Consider the following 25284-nt stretch of genomic DNA (forward strand, 5'->3'; position numbering starts at 1 on the left):
TGCGGCACACTGCATGATTACAATCATGCGTCTAACGATTTAGGGACCCTGATCACTGTCCCCTGACGGGTGAACGCACCCTCCTTCTCCAGCACGGCGATTGTCCGGTAGAAGGCTTCCCGCGTCAGCCCGAGATCGGCAGCCGTATCCTGCAGCGTGCCCGGCAGGCAGGCTATGCCATCGGGGTCGGCGATGTGCTTGACATACAGCATGACGCGCCGCTTGGCCGACCGGACCGACCGAAGCTCTGCCCGCAGCCGCAGTTCCTGAAGCTGGCGCGCCATATGGGCGAGCAGGCCTTCCCCACTTGTTGGGTCGGCCGCGATGGCACGCAACAGGTCCTGCTTGGGAAAGACGCGAACCTGGGTCGGCTTGAGGGCAAGGGCGTCGCAATGGTAGCGATCGCCGAATAATGAGGCCTCGGCCAGGAAACCGCCGGGACCAGCGACCTGCAATGTGATCTGCCGGCCATCCTCGCTGTGCCGTTCCAGCCGCAGCTGCCCGGAGATCACCTGAAAGATGCCGGACGCCCGATCGTTCTGACGAAACAGATAAGCGCCGGCGGCAATATCGCGCTTCGGTAGGTTGGCAGTATCGAGGCCGAGAAGGCGGATTGCTAACGGCAATTGTTGTGCAGCTTCCATTTCTCGGCGTGACCAATCGCGATGGCGAAGGCCGGCACGCGGCAACGCTCCGCCTCGGCAACGCTGTCCAAGCCTGGCGTGCTGATGGAGCGAGCCGCGGAACCGGGCATGGCAAGGACGATGCCTCCCAGCAGCGCTATGAACATTGTCAGCGCTGCGAGCTGAGCGGGGCTGACACGTTGGATGTCCTGGCGCTGGTGGATCTCGCAGGCCCCGCCGGGGCAGAGTTGCGCCTTCTCGCGGTTGAACAGGTTGTAGACCGAGCAGCCGATGCAGATGCCGAAAGCCGTCTCGAAGAACAGGAATCCGATACAGGCGAGGCAGATCAGTAGGTTGATCGGCCCCCGGACGTCGTTGAGGACGACGAGGTAGATCATCAGGGTTGCCATCAGAAGTCCTATGGCCCAGGCAAATTGCTTCTGCGGCGCTCCTACGAAGTCAGGCTTCTGGTTGCGAACGAAGAACCGGCCGATGATGAGGCTCGGAGCGAATGCTGGATTGACCAGCACACGGAGTGCAAACTCGACAAAGAAGGCGACCACGACAATGCGCGTCAGTCCAAAGTCGCCAAGATACCATGCCTTCAGAAATGCGGTGCCGGCAACGAGGAGAAGGATGCCGGCGCCCGCGCGAACCTCGCGCTCGTTGAGGACGGGCACTTCATATTCCGGACGCCGTTCGCCGAACTGAAATATCGAGGTCATCACCTAGTCCAAACCGCTATGAGAAGGTCAAGCACTAGCGCTCATGTGGAGTAGTCAGCGAGAGAATCATATGATTCAGATCATATGAATAGAGCGGTCGGAGTCTCGGCGGCACACAGGGGCCGTTACCGCCTTTCGATGATCACCCCTCTCCAGATACCCGGGACCGTCACCGCGCAGGACGACATAAATTGCCAGGATGACCAGCACGGTCAGCGTCGTCGATGACGCTAGCCCGAACAGCAGCGACACGGCCAGCCCTTGGAAGATCGGATAGGTCAGGATGGTGGCCGCACCGATCATCGAGGCGAGCGCGGTGACAAGATCGGCTTGAAGCGAAGCGCTCCAGCTTCGAGCGTCACATCGACGAGCATGCGCCCGGGCCCGCGGCCATAGCGAATTAGGGCCCGGGCTCATTGCTAGTACTGGACGGTTGCGGCGATGGAGACGGCCGCGAGGAAGTTGACAGCGCGGCTGGCGTTTACGTCGCGGCAAAGCACTTAGGCTGGAAGTCCGCCTGCGCTCGACTGCGCTTGGAAGAGATCGCCCGAAAATCCTTGCGACCCCGCGGACATTGCGGTTGCTGAGTTTCTTGCGCGGGCAGTAGTCGACTGGCGCGTCGACCCAGACCCCACCGGACTTCCGGACATTGGCGATCCAGCTGATCACACGGCGGTCGTGCACACGCAACCTGCCTCACGTATCCGTCGGCAGGTGTGGCTCAATCCGTGCAAACTACGCATCCGTGAGCCAGAAGCGATCCCGATCCATCCGTGCTTCCTCCAGAAAGCCGTGAATCACACCGAGCCTACGAAGCCAGCCGCTTTATGGGTCCGAGCCCTAGCGCCAACTCAGACAAACGAAGGTCCGAAAAGCGCGCTGATCTGACATCCAAATTTGAGCGCAGAATTAAACATAAAAAAGCAATGGCTATCTTGGTTTCCTGTTGATTGACTTCTATTTTGTCCGTCCTGGTAATAGTTCCTTCGCGTCGTTAAGATATTTTCGGATCGTATCTGAATCAAGAGATATGCCTAATCGGTCGAGATCACCTGATATTTCTTGAGTGATTGGACTGCGACTCGCTTTTGGGTTGTAAGCATAACCCTTGATGGCCATGCCAATTATCATCTTAAGCATGCTATCCCGCTCCCTCATACCCGGAGGCGAGTCAGAGTTGGCCAATTCAAGCAGGGCAATGCGTGCATTCAAGTGAAAGATCTCATTTGACTGACGCTCACAGATGCCCTTCCAATCGGCGACGCGATGCCCTTGAGCAACCACTGCTTCTTCAAGTCCAGCTGGAATATTGATTCCATTTCGCTTTGCCCATTCGAGATAGTTGTTTGGTTCCTTTTTCTCGTCGATCTGCCCGGCCTTGAGGGAGCGCTCGATTAGGTCACGGACAGCAAGAAACGATCGCAGGACGCTGGACTGCTCGCGGCTTTTCTCGGCAGTCTCGCGGGTCAACTCAGAGGGATTCCGTGCGACTAGAAGCGCCGCAGCTTCATCAGCGCTCCAATAAGCCGCCTTACTCCAGTGATCATATGTCTCTGGCGCTGCCGTAGCGGGAGGTACATTGGACCAGTGCTCACGTTCCAAGTTGGCCCTTCGCTCGTTATAGTGTGCCAGATAGAGGGAGAAAAGCTCGCTATCCGGCATAGCAAGTAATCGACTGTGATATGATTTTCCCGCCTGAAACTTCTCAGATATCCCTGTTTTGGGAAGCTTAATGCGAATTTTATCACTGGAAGGTGGGAACGTAGACGGATCCTCCATTTGTTTTATCCTCAAATACGTTGGATGGAACCAGTTGAGGAGACCATGGATGGCGAGCGCGCGCTTGGGAGTCTTCATAGGTCAATCTGAGCGGAGCAATTGCTTGTCTTTAAGCGGCTCGCGATGCCTGTCCCGTCTTTCATGCCGCAGATCTCCGCTGCCCACCATTCCGCCATCCGCACCCGTTCATCCCAATAGGTAGCCCGGTGGTAGGCCCGGCGAACATCATCCGCGCCGACATGACCGAGCTCAGCCTCAATGGCGTCAGCTAGCCACCGCCCACTCTCGTTCAACAAGGTCGAGGCTGAGGCGCGAAAACCGTGCGACGTCGCTTCATCCTTGGTGATGCCGACCCGTCGTAGCGCAGCATTCAGTGTGTTCTCGCTGAGCGACCGGCTCGTGGTGTGCATCGCGGGAAAGGCCAGACGACCTTTGCCAGTTAGGCGATGGAGATCGCGAAGAAGTGTGACCGCCGCCGCCGGCAGAGGCTTCCTGTGCTCGCGTCGCATCTTGGTCCGCCTAGCAGGTATGGTCCACGTTGCCCTGTCCAGATCGAACTCGGTCCATTCTGCCAATCTGAGCTCGCCGGGCCGCGGATAGAGCAAAGCCATGAGCTGAAGCGCGATCCGGGTAGTTGCCGCTCCAGGATATTCCCAGATCGATCTCAACAGGCCACCAAACGCCTTTGCCTCGGTAAGTGCTGCGCGGTGTACGACAGTCGGGGCAGTTAGCGCTCCCCGGAGCCCGAAGGTAGGATCATTTGAGGCAGCCGAAATCGCGATTGCGTATCGAAATACCTGACCGATTATCGCACGCAGGCGGCGGGCTGTTTCATAGTTTCCCTTGGCCTCGACCTTTCGAAGCGTGGCAAGGATCTCCACGGCTGTGATGTCGGCGATCGGCCTGACGCCCAAGTCAGGTCGCACCAAATCGACGAGCCAGCGCTTCTTGACAATTGTTGCAGGAGCTTTGCCCTCACGCACGGCCTTGGAAAGATATTCGTCGGCGACCGCGCCGAACGTCGTGGCGGTCGCGATTTGTGCGCGAATCTTTTCAATCTTGGCATGATGGGACGGATCGGTCCCATTGCGGAGCAGCCGTTTTGCCTCATCACGCTTCTGGCGCGCCTCGGCGAGTGGAACAACCGGATACGGGCCGAGCGCGATGGTTTTTTGCTTCGCGCCGAATCGGTAGGATAGGCGCCAGAGCTTTGAGCCGGTAGGCGAAACTAGAATATGAAGCCCGCCTCCATCGCTCACCTTCTGAGGCGTTGGTCGAGGGCGCAACCCTCTGATCTGAGCGTCGGAGAGCGACATTTGTTGGTATCCACGCAGCAGCCATGTTGGTGTTTATGGCGGTAGACCACAATAGGTACCAACAAAACCACTGGATGCAACTGCACTAGCCCGGACCGCATCGGACGACCAGACAACAAAAAACCCCGGAAAACCGGGGCTTTTTGTTGGGTCTCGGACGATCTCGGATCATCTGAAACGGGAATTTGGTGCCCAGAAGAGGACTCGAACCTCCACGCCTCGCGGCGCTGCTACCTGAAAGCAGTGCGTCTACCAATTCCGCCATCTGGGCGACGGGCCGTGTCATAGCGACCCGAACCGGATGCGTCAACGCAGCAATCGCAACTTCGTCACATGTCCCGCCTTTCATGTGGGAAAGGCAGGACTTGTCGGTCAGTTGGTGAAGACAAACACCCGCTTGGGGACAAGCTCGCCCTGCTCGACCTCGGCAATGGCGATCGGGTCGCCGGCAACCGACACCCAGACCGTGCCGTCGATCGGCGCATCGCGGCCGCGCACGATGGCCGACTGGCCGCGCGCAAGCCTCGCCGCCGTGTCGCGGTTGACCTTGACCTCGGGAACGTCGGCCAGCGCCGCCTCGACCGGCAGCAGCGCATCCTCGATCGTCTGCCCCTCGATCTTGCCATCGGCAAGCTCGCGCAGCTCCTCGAGCGTCACCGTGTCGTCCTCGCCGAACGGGCCGACGCGGGTGCGCCGGAGCGCCGTCACATGGCCGAAGCAGCCGAGATCGCGGCCGATATCGCGGGCGATGGCGCGGACATAGGTGCCCTTGCCGCATTCGGCCTCGAATTCGCCGGCAACGTCCGAGAAGGCGGTCAGGACCAGGCTGTCGACGCTGATGGGGCGTGCCTCCAGCGTCACCTCCTCGCCGTCGCGGGCGAGATCATAGGCGCGCTCGCCGGCGATCTTCACCGCGGAGAACTTCGGCGGCACCTGCATGATCGTGCCGGTATAGCGCGGCAGCAAGGCCTCGACCGCTTCGCGGGTCGGCCTGAGATCGGAGCTCTGCGAGACCTCGCCTTCGGTATCGTCGGTGGTGGTCTCTGAGCCCCAGGTGACGGTGAAACGGTAGGTCTTGCGGCCGTCCATGACGAAGGGGACGGTCTTGGTCGCTTCCCCCAGCGCAACGGGCAGCAGCCCGGTCGCCAGCGGATCGAGCGTGCCGGCATGGCCGCCCTTCTTGGCGTTGAACAGCCGGCGCACGGCGGAGACCGCGTGGGTCGAGGTCTGTTCCAGGTCCTTGTCGAGCACCACCCAGCCGTGAACGTCGACCTTCTTCGAGCGCGGCTGGTTCATGACTGGTCATCCTCATCGGCTGCGCCCGCAGGCTTTCCGACATCGCGGCGCACGACCTCGCTGTCGAGCAGCCGGTCGATGCGCGAGCCCTCGTCGAACGACTTGTCGACGCGGAAGCGCAGGTCGGGCGCGAATTTGAGATTGGTGCGGTGGGCAAGCTCGCCGCGCAGGTAGCGCTTGTTCTGGGCCAGCGCCTGGATCACCGCCTCGGCGTCCTTGCCGCCGAGCGGCATGATGAAGCAGGTCGCGATCTTGAGGTCCGGCGACATCTTCACCTCCGGAACCGTGACGACATTCGCCGCCAGGACCGGATCGTGAATGTCGCCGCGCGACAGCACCTCGGAGAGCGCGTGTCGCATCAGCTCGCCGACGCGCAATTGCCGCTGCGACGGGCCCGTGCCCGTGTCGAATCGTTTGGCCATGATCTTGTCCTTCTTCCGGGATCGGACCGGAGCGAAGTGGAATGAGGAGGCGCCGCATACACCGGGAGGGCCCTCAAGCGCAACCGGTTTCCCAGTTCCGAGCGTTTGACCGGGCCGGTGTCAGTGGTCGGCGGCGGCCTTGATCGCCGCCTCGGCCTCGCCGATGGCCTCCGGCGTGCCGACATGCAGCCACAGCCCGTCGAGCACCAGGCCGTGCAGCCGGCCTGCGGTGAGCGAGCTGTTCCACAGCGCATTCAGGGAGAAGATGTCGCCGGCCTTCCGGCCATCAAAATCGGCCTTCCGCATGATCGCGGCGCCCGCATAGGCGAAGGGCGCGCGGTCACGCTCGCCGCGGCGCTCCAGCCGGCCGTTATCGTGCCGGAAGAAGTCGCCCGCGCCGTCGAAGCCGACGCTGCCGGCAAGCGGCGCCAGGAGCAGCAGGCTGTCCATGCGGGCGGGATCGAAGGCCTCGATCAGCCGGGTGACGTTGGACTGGCCGTGATCGATCCAGAAGGAATCGGCGTTGCGGATGACGAAGGCCTCGCCGAGATGGGGCAGGGCCTGGGCGACGCCGCCGCCGGAATCGAGGATCGCCGCCCGTTCGTCGGAGATGACCACGCGCGGCGACTGGCGCGTCGCCACCGCCCGTTCAATCTGGTCCGCCAGATGGTGGACGTTGACGACCGTTGTCGTGATCCCGGCTTGCGCCAGCGGGTCGAGCACATGGTCGAGCAGGGTCTTGCCCGCAACCTCGACCAGCGGCTTCGGAATGCGGTCGGTGATCGGCCGCATGCGCGTGCCAAGGCCCGCGGCCAGCACCATGGCGCTGTCGATCATGGCTGACGCCTCACGGCTTGGGCACCCGGGCATCGACCCAGCGCTTCACCTCGGCGAGGGCTGGATGGGCGAGGCAGCGCTGGAGATAGGCGTAGATGCGCGGCAGGTGCTTCAGATAGGCGGGCTTGCCGTCGCGCTGGTCGAGGCGGGCGAAGATGCCCAGAATCTTTGTCGCGCGCTGCGCTCCCATGATCGCATAGAGCCTGGCGAAGGCCGCCATGTCGAAGCTCGGATCGTCCTTCTTGCGCTGGGTCGCGTAGCGCGACAGCAATTGCAGCTCCAGCGCCTCCGGCACGGTGACGCGCGCATCCTGCAGGAGCGAGGCGACGTCATAGGCGGCCGGGCCCATCATGGCGTCCTGGAAGTCGATGACGCCGATCTTCTCGACGCCCTCGCGCTCACTCAGCCAGATCAGGTTCGGCGAATGGAAATCGCGCAGGACCCAGGTCTTCGGCGCCGCTTCAACCTCGGCGAAGAGCGCCGCCCAGTGCTGCAGGAAGACATGCTTCTCGCTGGCCGGAATGCGCGTCTGCGCACGCGGAATGTACCAGTCGAGCAGGAGCTCGATCTCGATGGTCAGCGCCTCGCGGTCATAGGCCGGAAGAGTGTAGGGCCCCTTGGGCGTTGCCAGCGTCGCAGGCCTCGGTCGCGAATGGATCAGCGCGAGCACATCGACCGCCGCCATGTAGCGCTCGGCGATAGGGCCATTGGCATCCACCACGCCTTCGGCACCGAGATCCTCGAGGATCAGGAATCCCTGGTCCAGATCGACGGCCTCGATCTCCGGCGAGGACAGGCCGGCATCGCGCAGGCCCTCGGCCATGGCGACGAACGGCACCATATCCTCGGCAAGATGGGCGATCCGGCTGTAGGGCAGTCCATTGCGCACAGGCGGCCCGTCGGGCTTCTTGGGCGCATTCATCAGAACGGCGCGGCGCTGGCCGTCCAGCAGGCGCTCGTAGGCGCGCGACGACGCGTCACCCTGCAGATGGCGGCGCAGCGAGCCGCCCCAGCCGGCATTGTCGAGAAACACCCGCAAGGCCACCATGCGGGCCAGACGCGGCCCCCAGGTGCCATGGCCGATGAAGCGGGCCTCGCGGGCATTGATGCCCTGGCCCGGCGCCAGCACGAGTTCGATCTCCAGCCGGTCGCCGGAGAGCGCGCCACCGAGGCGGTCCGGCCATTCCACCACCAGGAGAGCGTTCTCCGAGACCTCGTCCCAGCCGAGTTCGGTGATCTCGTCGGGCGAGATCACCCGGTAGAGATCGGCATGGACCACGGGGAAGCGCGGCAGGTCATAGGGTTGGACCAGCGCGAAACTGGGGCTTGGGACCTCCAGTTTGTCGTCTTCGGCCAGTGCCCTGACCAGCGCGCGGGCGAGCGTCGACTTGCCGGCGCCAAGATCGCCAGCCAGCGTCACGACGTCGTTCGCCTGCACCGCCATGGCGAGATCCATGGCGAACTGACGGGTCGCGGCCTCGTTGGCCAGCAGCATCGTATGGCGGTAGGGCTCGGTCACGCGTGATCTCCGCGCACGGTCATTCCGCCGCCTTGGAATAGTCGGCGAGGTTCGCCGGGAACGTGACCTTGACCAGCGTGCCCTGACCGGGCGTCGAATCAACGCTGACGTGACCCTTGTGAAGCGTCACGAAGGACTGGACGATCGACAGGCCGAGGCCGGCGCCGCGATGCTGCGTGCCGGTGGAGCGGGTCTCGAACCGGTCGAAGATGCGGTTCATCAGATCGGGCGCGATGCCCTGGCCCTGGTCGCGCACCTTGAAGACGATCTCGTCGCCCTCGCGGCTGGCGTCGATGACCACCAGGCCGCCCTTGTCCGAGAAGCCGATGGCATTGGACAAGAGGTTGAACAGCACCTGCCGGACGCGCTGCGCATCGGCGCGGAACGAGCCGATGTCCTTCGCGCACCGCATCTCGACCCGCGTCTGGTTCTCGGCGAGCCGGTCCTGCACGGCATCGACGGCGGCCTGCATGGCGGCGCGGATATCGACGTCGGTGAGTTCCAGTTGCATGACGCCGGCATCGATCGTGGCGAGATCCAGCACGTCGTTGATGATCGACAGGAGCGAGGCGGAGGATGCGCCGATATAGCCGAGATATTCGCGCTGCTTGTCGTTGAGCGCGCCAACCGCGTCATTGTCGAGCACCTGGGCGAAGCCGATGATCGTCGTGAGCGGCGTCCTGAGCTGATAGGACACGTGGTGCACGAAGTCGTTGCGGATCTTGGCGGCCATTTCGAGCGCCTCGTTCCGTTCGGTCAGCGCCCGCTCGACCATGACCATGTCGGTGACATTGCGGAACGTCACCAGGGTCGCGCCATCCGGCAGCGGCGCGGTCACCGCGTCGAGCACGGAATTGTCGCTGCGCTCGATGCGAGACGCCTGCTGGCGGCGCTGATCGTTGAGCCCGGTCACCGCGCCCTTGATCTGGGAGAAGGCGGTTGGCTCCTTGACGAAGGACAGGCACGCCCCGGCGATCTGGTCGATATGGGGCTTGGCATCGAGAACGGTCTGGTCGAGATCCCAGAGCATGCGGAACGCGCGGTTGTGCAGCGTCAGCCGGCCATCCGAGCCGAACACGGCAACGGCTTCGTCGAGCGTATCAAGGGTTTCGCGCTGGACCTTGCCGAAGGCCGCGACCTGGGTTTCGAGCAGCAGCCGCTGGGTCAGGTCGTCGAAGACATAGGTCACGCCACCCGCGGGATCGGGATTCTGGACCACGCGCAGGAAGCGGCCGCCGGGCAGCGGCCATTCATGGATGCGTGGCTCGGTATCGACGGCCTGGTAGACGCTGTGCAGCGAGGCCTTCCATTCGCGGAAATTGGGCTGTTCGGGCAGCTTTCGCTGCTCGCGCAGGCGATCCAGCAGATCGCCGTCTGTCGGCGCCTGGTGCAGGAAGGCGGGATCGAGGCCCCAGAGCTGGCGGAAGGCCTCGTTGTGGAACACCAGGCGCTTGCGGGCATCGAAGATCGCGACGGCGGTGGCGAGCTGGTCGAGGGTCCGCTTGTGCGTCTCCATCTCGACGACCAGTTCGGAGCGGACGGCCTCGAGCTCGGTGACGTCGATGGCAAGGCCCGCCGAACCAAGGGCCGCCGGCCGCTCGATGGCATCGAAGACGCGGCGTGCGCCGGCCGAGACCGCCGTGACGCGCCGCGAGAACGGCGAGCGCTCGGCCCGCAGACGGGCGGCCTCGGTCCGGTCGGCCGGCTCCAGAAGCTCGATCCCGCGCGCAACGGCATGAGGACCGTTCTCGGTCTCGGTCGCGCTGGCATAGGCTTCGTTGACCCAAGTCAGCCGTCCTTCCGCGTCGCGCAGCCAGACCGGCATGGGGAGAGCTGAGAGGAAGGACCGGATCGCATCGGTGTCGCGGACGACGGCGTCGTGCTCGTCGCGCAACTGGGCGAGTTCGGCCCGGACGCCCGAGACGAGGCGCAACCGGAGCACGGCGCGACCGCCGATCGGCCGCCCTTCGGCCTCGACCGCGCGCCCTTGCAGGGTGACGAATTCAAGCTTGAACGGCGTACCGGACGAACGCAGCCGCTCGGCGGCGCGCTCCAGAACCTGGGCCTTCTCGACCGCCAGCCAGGAGCCGAAGGCCAGCACGCTGCGCGCGGCCGGCAATTCGACGACCAGCGAGACATCGCCCCAGATCGAGGGCTCTTCCGCGTCGCCATTCCAGACGACGACGACGTGCGGATCGAGGGTGAGCAGCTCATTGGAGCGGTCGAGCGCGAGCTTGAGCCCGGCAATCTCCTCGCGGTGCCGGCGACCCTGCGTGATCGCCTGCGCCTTGGTGCGCAACAGGCCGATACCGGTGACGACGCCAAACACCACCACGCCGACATGCAGCCCGAAGGCCGCCCATTCGTGCGGGGCAATGGCCGCGAGCGCTTCGCTGAAGCTGATCGGGTGTTCGGCCGCGCCGGCCAGCACTGTGGAACAGAGCAAGGCGGAAGCGGTTGTGCCAATCAGACGGGCGGAGCGACGGGCCAATCTTGCTCCACCGGGAACCATGTCCTGGGCGGATGCGTCGTCGACCTTTGCGAGGTCCGGCATCGCTTGTCCTTCGTCCGGCAGTCCAGGGCCTAGAAACCGCATGTGCGGAGATTCGCGACGGCGCCGCTCCGCGACGCGAATCAGTGCCACTCTACTCTCGGCGGGACTCGCGGTTTAAGAGTCCGAAACAAGAACGGTTGCAGGAAAAATTGCTTTTCTGCCGATCCTAGCGGCGCGCGTCAGATCGGCGGCAGGTTCCGCCGCATCATGACGGCGTCGGCAACGCCCGCCTCGGTCTTGTAATAGCCCTTGCGACGGCCGATCGGGGAAAAGCCGGAATGGGCATAGAGCGTCAGGGCCGCCTTGTTCTCGGCTTCAACCTCCAGGAACAATTGCCGGATGCCGGCGCGCATCAGGTCCTGGACATGGGCCGCGATCAGGCGGCCGCCATAGCCCCGGCCGCGCAATTTGGGCGTGGTGGCGATCGACAGGATCTCGGCCTCGTCGGCGGCGAGTCTGCTGACCACAAATCCGGCGACCGGCGCGCTGGCCCGCCGGCGGATCGCATGAGCCAGGATGGTGCGGTCGTTGAGCATGGCGGCGAAATCATCGGCGCCCCACCCGCGATGGAAGGAGCGGTGATGGATCTCGGCCATCTCTTCCGCATCGCGCGGCTCGGCCCGCGCGATCACCGGCAGCGCCACCGGCCAGAAACCCCAGAACGTATAGAGCGAACTCACGGTGACACTTTCCGGCGCAGGGCCTGGAACTGGGCAATGGGGGCGCGCGGCGACGGCAGCTTGGCGTCGACGGCCTTCAGATAGAGCGGCCTGGCCGGTGACAGATTTGCGTCAGCCGCGGCCCCCATCCGTGCCACGACGGCAATATCGGGAAAGGCGCGCGCATCAATCCCGGCCGGTGGTGGCGCGCCCTCGGGCCAGGCGGCGAGGATGGCCGTGGTCCCGGGGCCTCGGAGCTCCGCGCCATGCGTGCTCGCCATGAGGGCTGTCTCCGCCACCGGCACATAGGCCGCAGGCAGCAGAAGGGTGCCATCGGCGCCGGTCAGCTCCGCATAGACATGGCCGTGGCGGGCATCGATACAGGCGAGAACCGCGCCACTGGCACCGGCGCTGAGCGCCGCAAGTGTCGATATGCCGGCGGAATCGCCGCCAGCCGCCAGCGCCATGCCGCGCGCCGCCGCGATCGCCACCCTGAGGCCGGTGAAACTGCCGGGCCCGGTCGTTGCCACGAAGCGCCGGCAGTCCCGCGCCGCGATGCCCGCTTCCTCCAGAACCTCCGCGACCAGCGGCAGGAGCCGCTCGGCATGCCCGCGGTCCATGGGCTCGGACCGCGATGCAAGGATGCGGTCCGTCGCCGTGTCGAGCACGGCGACCGAGGAGGCGCCAAGGGCCGTGTCGAGAGCAATCAGCAACATTGACCTAGGAGCTACACGCTCGAATGCGGGTCGTGAAGGGCAGCCGGCCCGATGATCGCCGAAAGGCTAATCGTTCCTTCAGCGCTTCCGCCGCATTCAAATGGCCTGGACCTCGCGCACTTCCGGCAGGAAGTGCTTCATCAGGTTCTGGATGCCATGCTTCAGCGTTGCCGTGGATGACGGGCAGCCCGAGCAGGAGCCCTGCATCGCCAGATAGACCACGCCGTCCTTGAAGCCGCGGAAGGTGATGTCGCCGCCATCGGCGGCAACCGCCGGGCGCACGCGGGTCTCCAGCAATTCCTTGATCGTGTCCACCGTCTGGCTGTCACCGGCATCGAAGAACTCGCCGTCCTCGTCCGCGGCCGGCGCCGAGTCGGCCCGCACCAGCGGCTGGCCCGACATGAAGTGCTCCATGATCGCGCCGAGGATCGCCGGCTTCAGGTGCGGCCATTCGGCCGAGCCCTTGGTCACGGTGATGAAGTCAGTGCCAAAGAAGACACCGGCCACGCCGTCGATGCCGAACAGCTTCTCGGCCAGCGGCGACTGGCGGGCAGCCTCCAGCGTCGGCATGTGCAGCGTGCCCTGCGGCAGGACAGTGCGGCCGGGCAGGAACTTCAGGGTCGACGGATTGGGCGTCGCTTCGGTCTGGATGAACATGGCTCTCTCCTCGGACCGCCGGTTCAAAGGCCGGGGTCGGAACGGCGTCATCGGATTGCCGATCAGATGTGGCGATCCGCGCGGCTGGCGTCAACCTGTAAGGCCGTCACAAGGCCCGGGCCTTGACCCGGCGGGCCACGGCTCCGACGATCCGCGCCGGGAGAACGGCCATGATCATGACAAGACGAACCATGCTGCTGTCCACGACAGCGGCCACCGTGAGCATCCTGCCCGTGTGGGCCCAGCCGGCAGATCCGGTTCCGATCATCTTCGTCCATGGCAATGGCGACCATGCGGCGCTCTGGATGAGCACGCTGTGGCGGTTCGAGAGCAATGGCTGGCCGCGTGACCGGCTGCATGCCTTCAACTTCACCGATCCGCTGTCGCGCAGCGACGATGCCGTCCCGATGGCCGGGCGTTCCGGCACGGCCGACCAGCTCCGTGAACTCGGCGCGGTGGTGACCGAGGTCCGCGCACGCACCGGTGCCGCCCGCGTGGCGCTCGTCGGCAGTTCGCGCGGCGGCTATGCGATCCGTAATCTCGTCGTCGAAGCCGGCCGGGGTGCGGAGATCAGCCACGTGGTCCTCTGCGGCACGCCGAATCGCGGCGTGTTCGACTGGGAGGCGAATCCTGGCAGCGAGTTCAATGGCCGTGGCCCGTTTCTGCGGATGCTGAACGGCCGTGCGAGCGATGTCGTCCCCGGAACTGCATTCCTGACGCTGCGCAGCGACGGCAACGACAAATTCGCGCAACCCGATGGCAGGCTGCTGGGGCGGCCCGGCGTGCCGACCGGCATCACGTCAGAGGGGCCGGGCCTGCGCGGCGCGACCAATCTGGCGCTCGGGCAGCTCGACCATCGCGAAGTCGCCTTCCATCCGCGTGCCTTCCGCGAGATCTACCGCTTCATCGCCGGCCGCGAGCCTGCTCGCATTGCCGTCACTCCGGAGGAACGGGTGGTGCTGGACGGACTGGTCACCGGCAATCCGGGCGGGGCTCCGACCAATCGCCCGGTCTCCGGCGCGGAGATCGAGGCGTTCCGTGTCTCTGCCACCACGGGCGAGCGGATCGGCCCGGCGCTCCTCAAGCGGACCACGGCTGCCGACGGCCGTTGGGGTCCGGTGACCGTCGCTTCCACCGATGCGCTGGAATTCGTCCTGGCGGTTGCAGGTCATCCCGTGACCCACATCTACCGCTCGCCCTTCGCGCGCTCGTCCGCTGTCGTCCATCTGAGACCAGCCCGGCCCTTGGCTGAGGCGGACAAGGCGGCAGGTGCCGTGGTGCAGATGACCCGGCCACGCGGCTATTTCGGCATTCCGCGCGACATCGTGCTGCTCGATGGCCAGGAGCCCCGCGATGTCACGCAGGGCGTGCCGACCGATGCCACCAGCACGGTAAGGCTGCCGGCCTCCGAGATCGGGCGGACGGTGGTTGGCCAGTTCAACGAGGAGATCGTGGTGGCAAGGGCCTGGCCCGCCGCCGAAAACCGCGTAGCGATCGCCGAACTGACCTGGTGAGTTCAGGCCAGCGCTTCGATTTCCTCATCGCTGAGATGGCCAGGCACGAGGGCGACCGGGATCGGGAACGTGCCCGCCGAGCGCGCCAGGTTGGAGACGAGCGGTCCCGGCCCGTCCTTGGCCGTGCCCGCACCCAGCACCAGGATCGCGACGTCGGGATCCTCCTCGATCTGCGCGACGATGGCGTCGGCCATCTCGCCTTCGCGCACCACGAGTTCCGGTTCCACGCCGACGAGCTTCATGGCGCGGTCCGCTGCGGCGTCGAGCTTGGCGCGCGCCTCGGCATGGCCCTCGGCCCGCATCACGTCGGCGACACCGAACAGGCCCTGCCCGTCGCCGACCACCTGATCGACCACGGCCAGCATCTGCAGCCGGTGTCCGGTGCGCGACGCACGCCTGGCTGCGAAGACGATGGCCCGGTCGCATTCCGGGCTGTCATCGACGACCACCAGGAACTTCGGCGCGTGGCCGGACTGGTAGGATGTACGCTTGCGGGGCATTCGGCCTCTCCTGCGATCCGCTGAGCGTCAATGTCGCATTGCAGCAGCCCCAGTGGCAAGCCGCCCGCCTCTGCCGGGGAAAAGCGCTATCCGGGCGCGGCTTCGGTGGTAGATGACATCCGGGCCGGCCGATCGCCTTGCCGCCGCTGATGACACCCGATGACATGTCGCGCGTCGGGAACCTTTAAACTTGGGCGCTGCGCTGCTATGTGCGGCCCATGACCGACACGCCCCTCGACCTGATCCGCAACTTTTCCATCGTCGCCCATATCGACCATGGCAAGTCGACGCTCGCCGATCGCCTGATCCAGACGACGGGCGGCCTCACCGCGCGCGAGATGACCGAGCAGGTTCTCGACAACATGGATATCGAGAAGGAGCGCGGCATCACCATCAAGGCGCAGACCGTGCGCCTCGAATATCCGGCCAAGGATGGCAAGACCTACATCCTCAACCTGATGGACACGCCCGGCCACGTCGACTTCGCCTATGAGGTGTCGCGGTCGCTCGCCGCCTGCGAGGGCTCGATCCTGGTCGTCGATGCTTCGCAAGGCGTGGAAGCCCAGACACTCGCCAATGTCTATCAGGCGCTGGATGCCGGCCACGAGATCATTCCGGTCCTGAACAAGGTCGATCTGCCCGCTGCCGAGCCGGAGCGGGTGAAGGAGCAGATCGAGGAGGTCATCGGCCTCGATGCCTCCGATGCCGTCGCGATCTCGGCCAAGACCGGCCTCAATATCGAAGGCGTTCTGGAAGCCATCGTGACGCGTCTGCCGCCGCCCAAGGGCGACCGCAATGCGCCGCTGAAGGCCCTGCTGGTCGACAGCTGGTACGACGCCTATCTCGGCGTCATCGTTCTGGTGCGCATCCTCGACGGCTCGATGAAGAAGGGCCAGCGCATCAAGATGATGGGCACCAACGCCGTCTACGACATCGACAAGATCGGCGTGTTCACGCCGAAGCTGAAGGATGTCGTCGACCTCGGCCCCGGCGAGATCGGCTTCATCACCGCCTCCATCAAGGAAGTGGCTGACACCCGCGTCGGCGACACGATCACCGACGACCGCAAGCCCACCGCCCAGGCGCTGCCGGGCTTCAAGCCGGCCCAGCCGGTGGTGTTCTGCGGCCTGTTCCCCCAGGATGCCGCCGATTTCGAGGATCTGCGCGCCGCCATGGGCCGGCTGCGGCTCAATGATGCGAGCTTCTCCTTCGAGATGGAGAGCTCGGCGGCGCTCGGCTTCGGCTTCCGCTGCGGGTTCCTCGGCCTCCTGCATCTGGAGATCATCCAGGAGCGGCTGGAGCGCGAATTCAATCTCGACCTGATCGCGACCGCGCCTTCGGTCGTCTACCAGATCCTGCTCCGCAAGGGCGATGTGCTCGAACTGCACAATCCGGCCGACATGCCGGACCCGATGCAGATCGAGGAGATTTCGGAACCCTGGATCCGCGCCAAGATCATGACGCCGGACGACTATCTCGGTTCGGTGCTGAAGCTCTGCCAGGACCGCCGCGGCGTGCAGATCGACCTGTCCTATGTCGGCACCCGTGCCATGGTGACCTATGACCTGCCGCTCAACGAGGTGGTGTTCGATTTCTACGACCGGCTGAAGTCGATCTCGAAGGGCTATGCCTCGTTCGACTACCAGATCACCGACTATCGCGTCGGCGATCTCGTGAAGATGTCGCTCCTGGTCAATGGCGAGCCGGTCGATGCGCTCTCCATGCTGGTGCACAAGAACCGCGCCGAGAGCCGCGGCCGGGCCATGTGCGAGAAGCTGAAGGACCTGATCCCGCAGCATCTGTTCAAGATTCCGATCCAGGCCTCCATCGGCGCCAAGGTGATCGCCCGCGAGACGATCTCGGCGCTGCGCAAGGACGTGACCGCCAAGTGCTACGGCGGCGACATCAGCCGCAAGCGCAAGCTCCTCGACAAGCAGAAGGAGGGCAAGAAGCGCATGCGGCAGTTCGGCAAGGTCGACATCCCGCAGGAAGCATTCATTGCCGCGCTGAAGGTCGACGTCTGAGGCCTGGCGGGAAAGCCGGGCTAGTCGCGGGCTTTCGACAGCCAGCGGAACCAGAGATAGGTTGCAAGCGAGCCGCTCACCACGAGCATGGCGGCCCACAGCGTGCCATTCTCCACATCGTTGAACGGCATGTCCTTGGTGTTCATGCCGAAGAAGCTGGTGATGAGCGTCGGCGGCATCAAAAGCGTGCCGATCACGGTCAGCGTCTTCAGGAGCCGGTTCGACTCTTCGGCAACCTTGGCCACCACCTCATCCTGAAGCAGGCGCGCCCGATCCCGGGTTGCGACCACCTCGTGATCCAGCCAGTCCAGGCGCTGCACCAGTCGCGGCACGTGCCAGTCCATGTCCTCCGACATGGCATTGGCGCCATCGCGCTCCAGCCGGTGGAACAGGCTGCGCAGTCCCAGCAATTGCCGATGCAGGCGCACGGCATTGCGCCTGAGCTTGCCGAGCCGGTTGCGATCCTCGAACTTGCGGCCGCTGACGATGCGGTCCTCGATCTCGTCCAGCTCGGTACCGATCGCATCGGTGGCGAGGTCGATGGCATCCGCCACCTGGTCGATCACCACCTCGAACAGGGCCGCCACATTGCGCAGGCGATGGCCCTGCCGCAGCTTCTTGCGGGCATTGTCCGTTGCGTGCAGGGCTTCGGAGCGCGCGGTGATCATGCGGCGCTCGGTCATGGCGAAACGGAGATAACCCACCTGATCGGTGATCTGGCTCAGATCGCGCACCATGTCGGCGATGACGCCATAGATGCAGCGATCGGTCGTGTGGAGCTGCTGGTGCCGGTCGCTGCCGAGAAGCGCGGCCCGGGCCTGATCGGGCAAGCCTGGCGCCTCCGCCAGCCAGATGCGCGAGCGCGTGTCCGCCAGATTGAAATGAAGCCAGAGCCAGCCGTCATGCTGCTCGTCCAGCGAATGCGCGACGTCCAGTTCGTCCGCCGTGCCGTCGGGGTGGATCCGGAACGCCCAGACGAGGCCCGGAATGACGGCTGGGGCGGCGCCTGGGCTCGCGGCATTGTCCGGCTTTTGTCCGGGCGGGCCGGACATCGTTTCGAGGTGACCGCTCACGGTGTGATGCTCATGGGAGAGATCCGCCTCAAAGCCCGGTGCCTGGCTGCGAAACAGCCGAACCGGCGCCGGATCCCCTCAGATGCAGTGAAGCGCGAGGCGACGCCGACCGCACATGTGATGGCGGCGCGTGACACATGGATGACGGTGGCGCCGGCCAGGGGCCGGCCCCGGCCTCAGCCGACCGGCGTGCAGCGCTTCCAGACTTCCGGCGTGCCCGTCGTCTCGCCGCGCCAGAGATTGATCGTCGTCTCACCGTTCAGCCGCATGGTGATCGCCTGTCCGGCGCCGGGCTCGCCGGCGGGCACCGCATAGGCGAAATCGTGGCGGCCGTAGCGGCCCTGCAATGTCGATCCATGCGGCGTGATGACGGTCGGCCCCTGGATATCCATCCGGCGGCCATCTTCCGCGCACCAGCGCCCGTCAATGGCATCGGCGCGCGCCGGCGATGAAAGCGCGAGGAACAAGCCACAGAGACCGGCTGCCGTCTGCCACACAATCCGATGCCGTTGCATGCCACCCTCCCGATCTGGATGACGAAAGGTTAGCGGCCGCTGGCTCGCCCCGAAAGGCCCCGCCATTCACGGTCGCGCGAGGGCGCGCACCACCCCGTGCCTAGTCCCGCTCCATCACCAGTCGGTGCAGGGTCGCCTGCCTCAGATTGAAGAAGGCCCAGGACGAGGCGAAGAACGCCAGGTACTTGTTGACGTGCTCAACCCCGACAAGCGCGATGGCCTCGTCGCGCGATTCCACCAGCCGGTCGAACCAGGCGCGCAATGTCGGGCGGTAGTCGTGCAGGGAATCGTGGGTCAGGCGGAAGCCGGCTTCCTGCACCATCGCCAGATGGTGCGAATGCAGCGACAGCAGCGAGCCGGGAAACGGCAATTGTGCCGCGATCATCGAGGTCGGCATGGGGTCCGTGCCGTTGAGCGAGAAGAAGTGCTGCACCAGCCGACCTCCGGGTTTGAGCGCCCGGCGGCATGTCCTCAGCAGCGGCAGGATCTCGTCGGGGCGCACATGTTCGAGCGCGCCGATCGAATAGATCTTGTCGTAGCGGCTCTCCCCCATATCGGCGGTGGTGAAGTCCTCGAGCAGGACGTTGAAGCCGAAATTCTGCTCGATATGGGCCTTCTGCTCCCTGGAGAGCGTGTAGCCCCACAAATTGCCCTTGTCGCCGGTCGCGGCGTGAATGTGCCGGAGCATCGAACCCCAGCCGCAGCCCATTTCCATGATCGCCTCGCCGGCCTTCGGTTCGATCAGCGAGAGGAGATGGTCGGCCTTGTTGCGCTGCGCCTGTTCGATCGTGTCGGTGGGCGAATGGAAGTCGGCGCAGGTGTAGAACATGAACTCCCGGTCGAGAAACAGCCGGTAGAAATCGTTCGACAGATCGTAGTGATATTCGATCCCGTCGGAATGGGCCTGGTGCATCATCCGCGTGATGATCCGCCGCCGCACGGGCGCGACCGGATAATGATCCGTGACATATTGGACGGGTGCGGTGCGCAACTGGGTGAAGAAGGTCCAGACGGCTTCAGGATCGACCAGCGTCGGCGAGGACGCGAAGTAGTTGATGGCGGCGGAAGGGGGCCCATAGACCAGGCCATCGGTGACCACCCTCAGCCAGCGGCCAAGCGATGTGGTCGGGAGGTCGGGATTGCCGAACGGAACTCTCGGACGAGGTGGTTTGGTCACTGCGGGCCTCCGGTGGTGGGCACGAGCCGCGCCGGTCCTGGCCCGTGGCATGCGGTTCGATCACAGAGGCCGATCAGGCGAGACCGCACAGCGTGCGGTTGCAATCGACGAGGCCGATCATTGCAGCATTGATCGCCGCCAGCTAGTGCTTGTGCATCTGCCGACACAGATGGACCACGACAGGCATGGCCCGTTTCGATGAGATTGACCGCCGATTGATCGCCGCCCTGCAGCGCGACGACCGCCTGTCACTCGCCGAACTGTCGGTTGAGATCGGGGTTGCCGCTTCAACCCTCAATGATCGCATCAAGCGGCTGGTCCGGCAGGGCGTGATCTCCGGGTTCCATGCCCGCGTGGCGCCCGAAGCGGTTGGCCTCGACCTCCTGGCTTTCGTGCTGGTCGGCTGGAGTGAGCCCAAGGTGGAGAAGGCCTTCCTCGAACGCGTCCAGGCCTCGCCCGCCGTGCTCGAATGCCACCACGTGACCGGCGTCTGGAACTATCTCCTGAAGGTGCGCGTCGGCACCACGCGCGACTTCGAGGCCTTTCTCTCCGACACGATCAAGGGGATCGAGGGCGTGCAGCGGACCGAGACGATCATCGCGCTGTCATCCGCCAAGGAAACCTGGACGCTGCCGATATCAGAGTGAGATGGGTGGCTGGTGGCCGGCTGATCGCAGGCTCAGGGCCGGCGAGGGGCTGGAGCGGGTGAAGGGAATCGAACCCTCGTATGCAGCTTGGGAAGCTGCCGTTCTACCATTGAACTACACCCGCGATCAGCGCGGCGGACCATAGCCGCTGCGGCACGCGCTCCGCAAGCCCGGCCGTCGCTTGCAGATGCCGCCAAGGCCCCGTAAACGCCCTTCGTGTTCGATACGCACCTGCCCATCGACGAGGCCCTGCCGGCGCTGACTTTGGCGCTGTCCGGCCATGCCCGCGCCGTTCTGGTCGCCCCGCCCGGCGCCGGCAAGTCGACCCGCGTGCCGCTGGTTCTGGCGCGCGAGGCCTGGGCCGCCGAGGGCAAGATCCTCGTTCTCGAACCCCGCCGGATCGCCGCCCGCGCGGTGGCCGACCGCATGGCGAAGACGCTGGGCGAGCCGGTCGGGGCAACGGTTGGCCTGCGCGTGCGCTTCGGCTCCAGGGTCTCGGCGAAGACCCGCATCGAGGTGGTCACCGAGGGCATCTTCACCCGCATGATCCTCGACGACCCGACGCTTGCCGGCGTGTCGGCGGTGCTGTTCGACGAGTTCCACGAGCGAAGCCTCGATGCCGATCTGGGGCTTGCGCTGGCGCTCGACGCCCAGGGCGCCCTGCGCGACGACCTGCGTATCCTCGTCATGTCGGCGACCCTCGATGGCGCGCGGGTCGCGAAACTTCTGGGCGATGCGCCGGTCGTCGAAAGCCGGGGCCGCGCCTTTCCCGTCGAGACACGCTTCGTCGGCCGCGATCCCGTCGCGCGGCTGGAGGACGAGGTCGCCCGCACGGTCAGGCGGGCGCTGGCCGAGGAGCCGGGTTCGGTGCTGGTGTTCCTGCCCGGCGCGGCCGAGATCCGCCGCACGGGCGAGATGCTGGCCGCGACGGTGAAGGACCCCGCCGTCGACATCGTCCAGCTGTTCGGCGCGCTCGATCCGCGCGAACAGGACCGGGCCGTCGAGCCCGCGCCCGCCGGCCGCCGCAAGGTTGTGCTGGCAACCTCGATCGCCGAGACCTCGCTGACCATCGAGGGCGTGCGGGTGGTGGTCGATTCAGGTCTTGCCCGCGTGCCGCGTTTCGAGCCCGATCTCGGTCTGACGCGGCTGGAAACCGTGCGGGTGTCGCGCGCCGCTGCCGACCAGCGGCGCGGCCGGGCCGGCCGCACCGAGCCGGGCATCTGCTACCGTCTCTGGGAAGAGGCGCAGGAGGGATCGTTCCCGGCCTATGCGACGCCGGAAATCCTGGCGGCCGACCTCTCCTCCCTGCTGCTCGACTGCGCCGCCTGGGGCGTCACAGATCCGCTGACGCTGAGCTTTCTCGATTCGCCGCCGAAGCCGGCCCTGGCGGAAGCCCGGCTGCTGTTGGAGACGCTGGGCGCGCTCGATGGCACAGGCCGGATCACCGACGAGGGCCGGCAGCTCAGGGCGCTGCCGCTCAGCGTCCGGCTTGCCCGCATGGTGGTCGACGGGGCCCGCCGGGGCGAGGGCCGGATCGCAGCCGATCTGGCACTTCTGGTCTCCGAACGCGGCCTTGGCGGCGACGATGTCCATCTGGGCTACCGGCTGGACCGTCTGCGCCACGAACGCGGGCGGCGCGCCGAGGACAGCCGTCGCATGGCGCAGGGCTGGCTCAGGGAGGTTCAGGCGGCTCCCGATATCGGCTCGGGTCCGGAGCGCGCCGGCGCGGTGCTGGCCCTGGCCTTTCCCGACCGCATCGCCAAGGCACGTGGCCGCGACGGCGAATTCGTGCTGGCGAATGGCCGGGGTGGCGCGGTGGATGCGGCTTCCCCGCTGGCGCGCGAGCCGTTCCTGGCAGTCGCCGAGATCGGCGGCATGGCCGCGCGCTCGCGCATCCTGTCGGCGGCCCCCATCACGCTGGTCGAGATCGAGGAGGCGTTCTCGGACCGCATACAGGCACGCGACGAGGTGACTTTCGACAAAGCCGCTGCGGCGCTCAGGGCCAAGCGCGTGAAGCGGCTCGGCGCGATCCTGCTCGGCGAGCAGACGCTGGCGGTTCCGCAGAACGAGGCGAGCGCCGAAGCTCTGGCCCAGGGGATCGCGGCGATCGGCATCGCGCGCCTGCCCTGGTCGAAGTCGCAGCTGGCGCTTCGCCATCGCATCGCATTCCTCCGCCGCGTCGACGAGAGCTTTCCCGACCTCTCGGACGAAACGCTGGCCACGAGTGTCACCGACTGGCTCAGCCCGCACATTCTCGGCAAGACGGCGCTGTCACAGATCGGAGCCGATGATCTGGGCGTTGCCCTCGACCAGCTCGTGCCCTGGGATGTGAAGCGGCGGGTGGAGAACGACCTGCCGAGCCATTTCGATGCGCCGTCCGGCCAGCGTCACCCCATCGATTACGAGGGCGAGGAGCCGACTTTGTCGATCCGCGTGCAGGAATTGTTCGGCCTTGCCGTCCATCCAAGCGTGGCGCGCGGCAAGATCCCGCTGGTGGTCGAGCTGCTGTCACCGGCCCATCGGCCGGTGCAGGTCACGCGCGACCTGCCCGGCTTCTGGAAAGGGTCCTACCAGGCGGTGAAATCCGAGATGAAGGGGCGCTATCCCCGCCATCCCTGGCCGGATGATCCGGGCTCGGCGGCCGCCACCCACCGGGCGAAGCCGCGCGGCACCTGAGAGCTGTTACGGCGTGATCAGGATCGCGCCGGTGGTCGCGCGGGCCTCGGCCGCCTCATGGGCGTTGACGATCTCGTCCAGCGTGAAACGGGCACCGATGTCAACCGTCACGGCACCGCTGGCGATGGCTGCGAAGAGTTCGGCCGCATTGGCCCGGAACACCGCGACATCAGCATTGTGAGGGAAGACCGAGGGCCGCGTGATGAACAGGCAGCCCTTCTTGTTGAGGAGTTCCGGCGCGATGGCAGGCGCCGGTCCCGAAGCCGCGCCATAGGACACGACGAGACCGAAGGGCGCCGCGCAGTCCAGCGACTTCAGGAACGTGTCCTTGCCCACCGCATCATAGACGACGCGCGCCTTGCGGCCGCCGGTGGCGGCAAGCAGCGTCTCGACCCAATCGTCCTTCGAATAGTCGATGGCGATATCGCAGCCGGCCTTCCGGGCGATGGCGCATTTCTCCGGCGTGCTCGCCGTCCCGATGACGGTTGCGCCCAAGGCTTTGCCCCAGCGCGACAGGATCTGGCCGACGCCGCCGGCCGCCGAATGGACGAGGATCAGGTCGCCCGGCTGAACGACATGGGTCTTGCGCAGCAGATATTGCGCGGTCAGGCCCTTGAACAGGACGGTGGCGGCGACCTCGTCACTGACGCTGTCGGGCAAGACCACAAGCCGGTCGGCGGGCACATTGCGGCGGTCGGCATAGGCGCCGATGCCGGCATTCATATAGGCGACGCGGTCGCCGGGCTTCACGGCGGCGACGCCAGCACCCACCGCCTCGACGACGCCGGCCGCTTCATGGCCGAGCCCGGTCGGCAAGGGCAGGGGATAGATGCCACTCCGCTGATAGACGTCGATATAGTTGAAGCCGATGGCGGTCTGCCGAATCTGCACCTCACCCGGGCCCGGCGCGGCGATATCCACGGTCTCGACCTGCATGACGCTGGCGGCGCCGAGCTGATGGGCGCGAACGATCCTGGCTGTGGCCATGGCGATGGTTCCTTGTGGTTTCATTCCCTGACCGGTCCGTCCCACACTCGGGCGGAAAGGGCAACGCGGGCGAATGGCACTCCCCCGGCTGGCCGCCTTGTCATCGGCTAAGCGATTTCCGACAACCGGGGCCCGGAGGATGCCATGAACACCAAGCCCAACAGCGTCGAACTGATCGAGGTCGCGCCCCGCGACGGTCTGCAGAACGAGAAGGTGCCGGTCTCGACCGCCGACAAGATCCAGCTCATCGAACGCTCGTTTGCCGCCGGTTATCGCCAGGTCGAAGTCACGAGCTTCGCCCATCCCAAGCTCGTGCCGCAGATGGCCGATGCGGAAGCGGTGATGGCGGGCATCCTGCCGAAATGGAAGGACAAGGTGCTGATCGGCCTCGCGCTGAACGCCCGCGGTGCCGAGCGGGCGGTCGCTGCCGGCTGCAACCAGATCAATTATGTCTGTGTCGCCAGTGACACCTTCGCCGCGAAGAACCAGAACTCGACCAGCGCCGAGCTGACCGCGCGAGCCGCGGATGTCGCCGAGATCGCGAAGGGGGCCGGCGTGCCGTTGTCGATCTCGATCGCGACGGGCTTCGGCTGCCCCTTCGAAGGCGAGATCGCTCTGTCCCGCGTCATCGACATCGCCCGCGCCGTGCTGGTCCATGATCCGGTCGAAATCGGCTTTGCCGACACGATCGGTTGCGGCGTGCCGACGCAAGTGACCGAGATGATGGCGGCCGCCCACGGCCTGTCGCGCACCGTGAAATGGCGCATGCATTTTCACGACACCCGCCACACCGGCGTCGCCAATGCCATCGCGGCGGTTCACGCCGGCGTCGACTATCTCGATGCCTCGGTTGGCGGTGTCGGCGGCTGCCCCTTCGCACCGGCGGCCACCGGCAATGTCGCGGCCGAGGACCTGGTCTATTCGTTCAACCGGATGGGGATCGCGACCGGCCTCGACCTCGGCAAGCTGATCGATACGGCTCATTGGCTCGGCGGTGTGCTCGGCAAGCCGCTGCCCTCGGCGGTCGCCCGCGCTGGTCAGTTCCCCTCGACGGCCGCCTGACGCCCG

General features: G+C 65.6%; 22 protein-coding genes, 2 tRNA genes and 1 pseudogene. 5 read left to right on the plus strand and 20 right to left on the minus strand.

Annotated features, from left to right (window positions below):
• Positions 1-23: 23 nt before the first annotated feature.
• The 14 genes and pseudogenes from E8L99_RS07515 to E8L99_RS07580 all read right to left on the minus strand — a co-directional run bounded on the left by E8L99_RS07515 (position 24) and on the right by E8L99_RS07580 (position 13103).
• The gene (locus tag E8L99_RS07515) at positions 24-644 is read right to left on the minus strand and encodes a Crp/Fnr family transcriptional regulator (RefSeq protein WP_137098960.1); all 621 of its coding nucleotides are present in this window, start codon (positions 642-644) and stop codon (positions 24-26) included.
• Positions 617-1348, minus strand: a complete 732-nt coding sequence (locus tag E8L99_RS07520; protein WP_137098961.1) for a DUF4395 domain-containing protein — start codon at positions 1346-1348, stop codon at positions 617-619. The genes E8L99_RS07515 and E8L99_RS07520 overlap by 28 nt, the downstream gene beginning before the upstream one ends.
• A 75-nt stretch (positions 1349-1423) precedes the next feature.
• A pseudogene (locus E8L99_RS07525) lies at positions 1424-1728 on the minus strand (hypothetical protein); the annotation flags it as partial.
• Between the two features lie 577 nt (positions 1729-2305).
• Positions 2306-3205, minus strand: a complete 900-nt coding sequence (locus E8L99_RS07530) for a hypothetical protein (RefSeq protein WP_137098962.1) — start codon at positions 3203-3205, stop codon at positions 2306-2308.
• Positions 3202-4443 carry a tyrosine-type recombinase/integrase gene (locus E8L99_RS07535; RefSeq protein ID WP_137098963.1) on the minus strand — a complete coding sequence of 414 codons (1242 nt, stop codon included), beginning with the start codon at positions 4441-4443 and terminating at the stop codon, positions 3202-3204. The genes E8L99_RS07530 and E8L99_RS07535 overlap by 4 nt, the downstream gene beginning before the upstream one ends.
• A 186-nt stretch (positions 4444-4629) precedes the next feature.
• Positions 4630-4714, minus strand: a tRNA-Leu gene (locus tag E8L99_RS07540).
• Positions 4715-4815: 101 nt separating this feature from the next.
• Positions 4816-5739 carry a tRNA pseudouridine(55) synthase TruB gene (gene truB / locus E8L99_RS07545; RefSeq protein WP_137098964.1) on the minus strand — a complete coding sequence of 308 codons (924 nt, stop codon included), beginning with the start codon at positions 5737-5739 and terminating at the stop codon, positions 4816-4818.
• A complete protein-coding gene (gene rbfA, locus E8L99_RS07550) occupies positions 5736-6161 on the minus strand; it encodes a 30S ribosome-binding factor RbfA (protein ID WP_137098965.1) in 426 nt (141 codons plus the stop codon). The genes truB and rbfA overlap by 4 nt, the downstream gene beginning before the upstream one ends.
• Before the next feature lie 120 nt (positions 6162-6281).
• A complete protein-coding gene (locus E8L99_RS07555) occupies positions 6282-6998 on the minus strand; it encodes a nucleotidyltransferase family protein (protein WP_252511290.1) in 717 nt (238 codons plus the stop codon).
• Positions 6999-7008: 10 nt separating this feature from the next.
• Positions 7009-8517: a tRNA (adenosine(37)-N6)-threonylcarbamoyltransferase complex ATPase subunit type 1 TsaE gene (gene tsaE / locus E8L99_RS07560; protein ID WP_315862577.1), complete on the minus strand. Its 1509-nt coding sequence runs from the start codon at positions 8515-8517 to the stop codon at positions 7009-7011.
• A 19-nt stretch (positions 8518-8536) separates the two neighbouring features.
• Positions 8537-11071, minus strand: coding sequence for a PAS domain-containing sensor histidine kinase (locus tag E8L99_RS07565; protein WP_137098966.1), 2535 nt, complete (start codon positions 11069-11071; stop codon positions 8537-8539).
• A 179-nt stretch (positions 11072-11250) separates the two neighbouring features.
• On the minus strand, positions 11251-11751 hold the full coding sequence (locus tag E8L99_RS07570) for a GNAT family N-acetyltransferase (RefSeq protein ID WP_137098967.1): 501 nt from the start codon (positions 11749-11751) through the stop codon (positions 11251-11253).
• Positions 11748-12446, minus strand: a complete 699-nt coding sequence (gene tsaB, locus E8L99_RS07575) for a tRNA (adenosine(37)-N6)-threonylcarbamoyltransferase complex dimerization subunit type 1 TsaB (RefSeq protein WP_137098968.1) — start codon at positions 12444-12446, stop codon at positions 11748-11750. Before tsaB ends, E8L99_RS07570 begins: the two co-directional genes overlap by 4 nt.
• A gap of 96 nt (positions 12447-12542) precedes the next feature.
• Entirely contained in the window at positions 12543-13103 is a 561-nt protein-coding gene (locus E8L99_RS07580; protein WP_137098969.1) for a NifU family protein, read from the minus strand.
• Positions 13104-13273: 170 nt separating this feature from the next.
• Here E8L99_RS07580 and E8L99_RS07585 point away from each other — a divergent pair, with 170 nt between their 5' ends.
• The gene (locus E8L99_RS07585) at positions 13274-14617 is read left to right on the plus strand and encodes a hydrolase (RefSeq protein WP_137098970.1); all 1344 of its coding nucleotides are present in this window, start codon (positions 13274-13276) and stop codon (positions 14615-14617) included.
• A gap of 2 nt (positions 14618-14619) precedes the next feature.
• On the opposite strand, the gene E8L99_RS07590 is transcribed toward E8L99_RS07585, so the two are convergent.
• On the minus strand, positions 14620-15117 hold the full coding sequence (locus E8L99_RS07590) for a universal stress protein (RefSeq protein ID WP_137098971.1): 498 nt from the start codon (positions 15115-15117) through the stop codon (positions 14620-14622).
• Between the two features lie 218 nt (positions 15118-15335).
• Here E8L99_RS07590 and lepA point away from each other — a divergent pair, with 218 nt between their 5' ends.
• Positions 15336-17141 carry a translation elongation factor 4 gene (gene lepA / locus E8L99_RS07595; protein WP_137098972.1) on the plus strand — a complete coding sequence of 602 codons (1806 nt, stop codon included), beginning with the start codon at positions 15336-15338 and terminating at the stop codon, positions 17139-17141.
• Between the two features lie 20 nt (positions 17142-17161).
• Here lepA and E8L99_RS07600 read toward each other — a convergent pair whose 3' ends face one another.
• The 3 genes from E8L99_RS07600 to E8L99_RS07610 all read right to left on the minus strand — a co-directional run bounded on the left by E8L99_RS07600 (position 17162) and on the right by E8L99_RS07610 (position 19906).
• The gene (locus E8L99_RS07600; RefSeq protein ID WP_252511291.1) at positions 17162-18214 is read right to left on the minus strand and encodes a transporter; all 1053 of its coding nucleotides are present in this window, start codon (positions 18212-18214) and stop codon (positions 17162-17164) included.
• A gap of 176 nt (positions 18215-18390) precedes the next feature.
• The gene (locus E8L99_RS07605; RefSeq protein WP_137098973.1) at positions 18391-18729 is read right to left on the minus strand and encodes a hypothetical protein; all 339 of its coding nucleotides are present in this window, start codon (positions 18727-18729) and stop codon (positions 18391-18393) included.
• 100 nt (positions 18730-18829) lie between these two features.
• Positions 18830-19906, minus strand: coding sequence for a class I SAM-dependent methyltransferase (locus E8L99_RS07610; RefSeq protein ID WP_168201601.1), 1077 nt, complete (start codon positions 19904-19906; stop codon positions 18830-18832).
• A 185-nt stretch (positions 19907-20091) separates the two neighbouring features.
• On the opposite strand from E8L99_RS07610, the gene E8L99_RS07615 reads away from it, so the two are divergent.
• Positions 20092-20553, plus strand: coding sequence for an Lrp/AsnC family transcriptional regulator (locus E8L99_RS07615; protein WP_137098975.1), 462 nt, complete (start codon positions 20092-20094; stop codon positions 20551-20553).
• Between the two features lie 50 nt (positions 20554-20603).
• Here E8L99_RS07615 and E8L99_RS07620 read toward each other — a convergent pair.
• A tRNA-Gly gene (locus E8L99_RS07620) sits at positions 20604-20677 on the minus strand.
• 92 nt (positions 20678-20769) lie between these two features.
• Between E8L99_RS07620 and hrpB the strand changes: the two genes are divergently transcribed.
• On the plus strand, positions 20770-23229 hold the full coding sequence (hrpB, locus tag E8L99_RS07625) for an ATP-dependent helicase HrpB (protein ID WP_137098976.1): 2460 nt from the start codon (positions 20770-20772) through the stop codon (positions 23227-23229).
• Between the two features lie 6 nt (positions 23230-23235).
• Here the strand turns inward: hrpB and E8L99_RS07630 are convergent, their stop codons facing one another.
• Positions 23236-24216 (minus strand): quinone oxidoreductase family protein, encoded by a 981-nt coding sequence (locus E8L99_RS07630; RefSeq protein WP_137098977.1) that lies wholly within the window; start codon positions 24214-24216, stop codon positions 23236-23238.
• Between the two features lie 144 nt (positions 24217-24360).
• On the opposite strand from E8L99_RS07630, the gene E8L99_RS07635 reads away from it, so the two are divergent.
• On the plus strand, positions 24361-25278 hold the full coding sequence (locus E8L99_RS07635) for a hydroxymethylglutaryl-CoA lyase (RefSeq protein ID WP_137098978.1): 918 nt from the start codon (positions 24361-24363) through the stop codon (positions 25276-25278).
• Positions 25279-25284: the final 6 nt, after the last annotated feature.

This window comes from Phreatobacter aquaticus (assembly GCF_005160265.1).
In the GTDB taxonomy this organism is placed as follows: domain Bacteria; phylum Pseudomonadota; class Alphaproteobacteria; order Rhizobiales; family Phreatobacteraceae; genus Phreatobacter; species Phreatobacter aquaticus.

Bases quoted from the DNA above. Each gene is read 5' to 3' on its own strand.
- E8L99_RS07515 (WP_137098960.1), bottom strand. From the start codon at position 644: ATGGAAGCTGCACAACAATTGCCGTTAGCAATCCGCCTTCTCGGCCTC.
- E8L99_RS07520 (WP_137098961.1), bottom strand. From the start codon at position 1,348: ATGACCTCGATATTTCAGTTCGGCGAACGGCGTCCGGAATATGAAGTG.
- E8L99_RS07530 (WP_137098962.1), bottom strand. From the start codon at position 3,205: ATGAAGACTCCCAAGCGCGCGCTCGCCATCCATGGTCTCCTCAACTGG.
- E8L99_RS07535 (WP_137098963.1), bottom strand. From the start codon at position 4,443: ATGTCGCTCTCCGACGCTCAGATCAGAGGGTTGCGCCCTCGACCAACG.
- truB (WP_137098964.1), bottom strand. From the start codon at position 5,739: ATGAACCAGCCGCGCTCGAAGAAGGTCGACGTTCACGGCTGGGTGGTG.
- rbfA (WP_137098965.1), bottom strand. From the start codon at position 6,161: ATGGCCAAACGATTCGACACGGGCACGGGCCCGTCGCAGCGGCAATTG.
- E8L99_RS07555 (WP_252511290.1), bottom strand. From the start codon at position 6,998: ATGATCGACAGCGCCATGGTGCTGGCCGCGGGCCTTGGCACGCGCATG.
- E8L99_RS07565 (WP_137098966.1), bottom strand. From the start codon at position 11,071: ATGCCGGACCTCGCAAAGGTCGACGACGCATCCGCCCAGGACATGGTT.
- tsaB (WP_137098968.1), bottom strand. From the start codon at position 12,446: ATGTTGCTGATTGCTCTCGACACGGCCCTTGGCGCCTCCTCGGTCGCC.
- E8L99_RS07580 (WP_137098969.1), bottom strand. From the start codon at position 13,103: ATGTTCATCCAGACCGAAGCGACGCCCAATCCGTCGACCCTGAAGTTC.
- E8L99_RS07585 (WP_137098970.1), top strand. From the start codon at position 13,274: ATGATCATGACAAGACGAACCATGCTGCTGTCCACGACAGCGGCCACC.
- E8L99_RS07590 (WP_137098971.1), bottom strand. From the start codon at position 15,117: ATGCCCCGCAAGCGTACATCCTACCAGTCCGGCCACGCGCCGAAGTTC.
- lepA (WP_137098972.1), top strand. From the start codon at position 15,336: ATGACCGACACGCCCCTCGACCTGATCCGCAACTTTTCCATCGTCGCC.
- E8L99_RS07605 (WP_137098973.1), bottom strand. From the start codon at position 18,729: ATGCAACGGCATCGGATTGTGTGGCAGACGGCAGCCGGTCTCTGTGGC.
- E8L99_RS07615 (WP_137098975.1), top strand. From the start codon at position 20,092: ATGGCCCGTTTCGATGAGATTGACCGCCGATTGATCGCCGCCCTGCAG.
- E8L99_RS07630 (WP_137098977.1), bottom strand. From the start codon at position 24,216: ATGGCCACAGCCAGGATCGTTCGCGCCCATCAGCTCGGCGCCGCCAGC.
- E8L99_RS07635 (WP_137098978.1), top strand. From the start codon at position 24,361: ATGAACACCAAGCCCAACAGCGTCGAACTGATCGAGGTCGCGCCCCGC.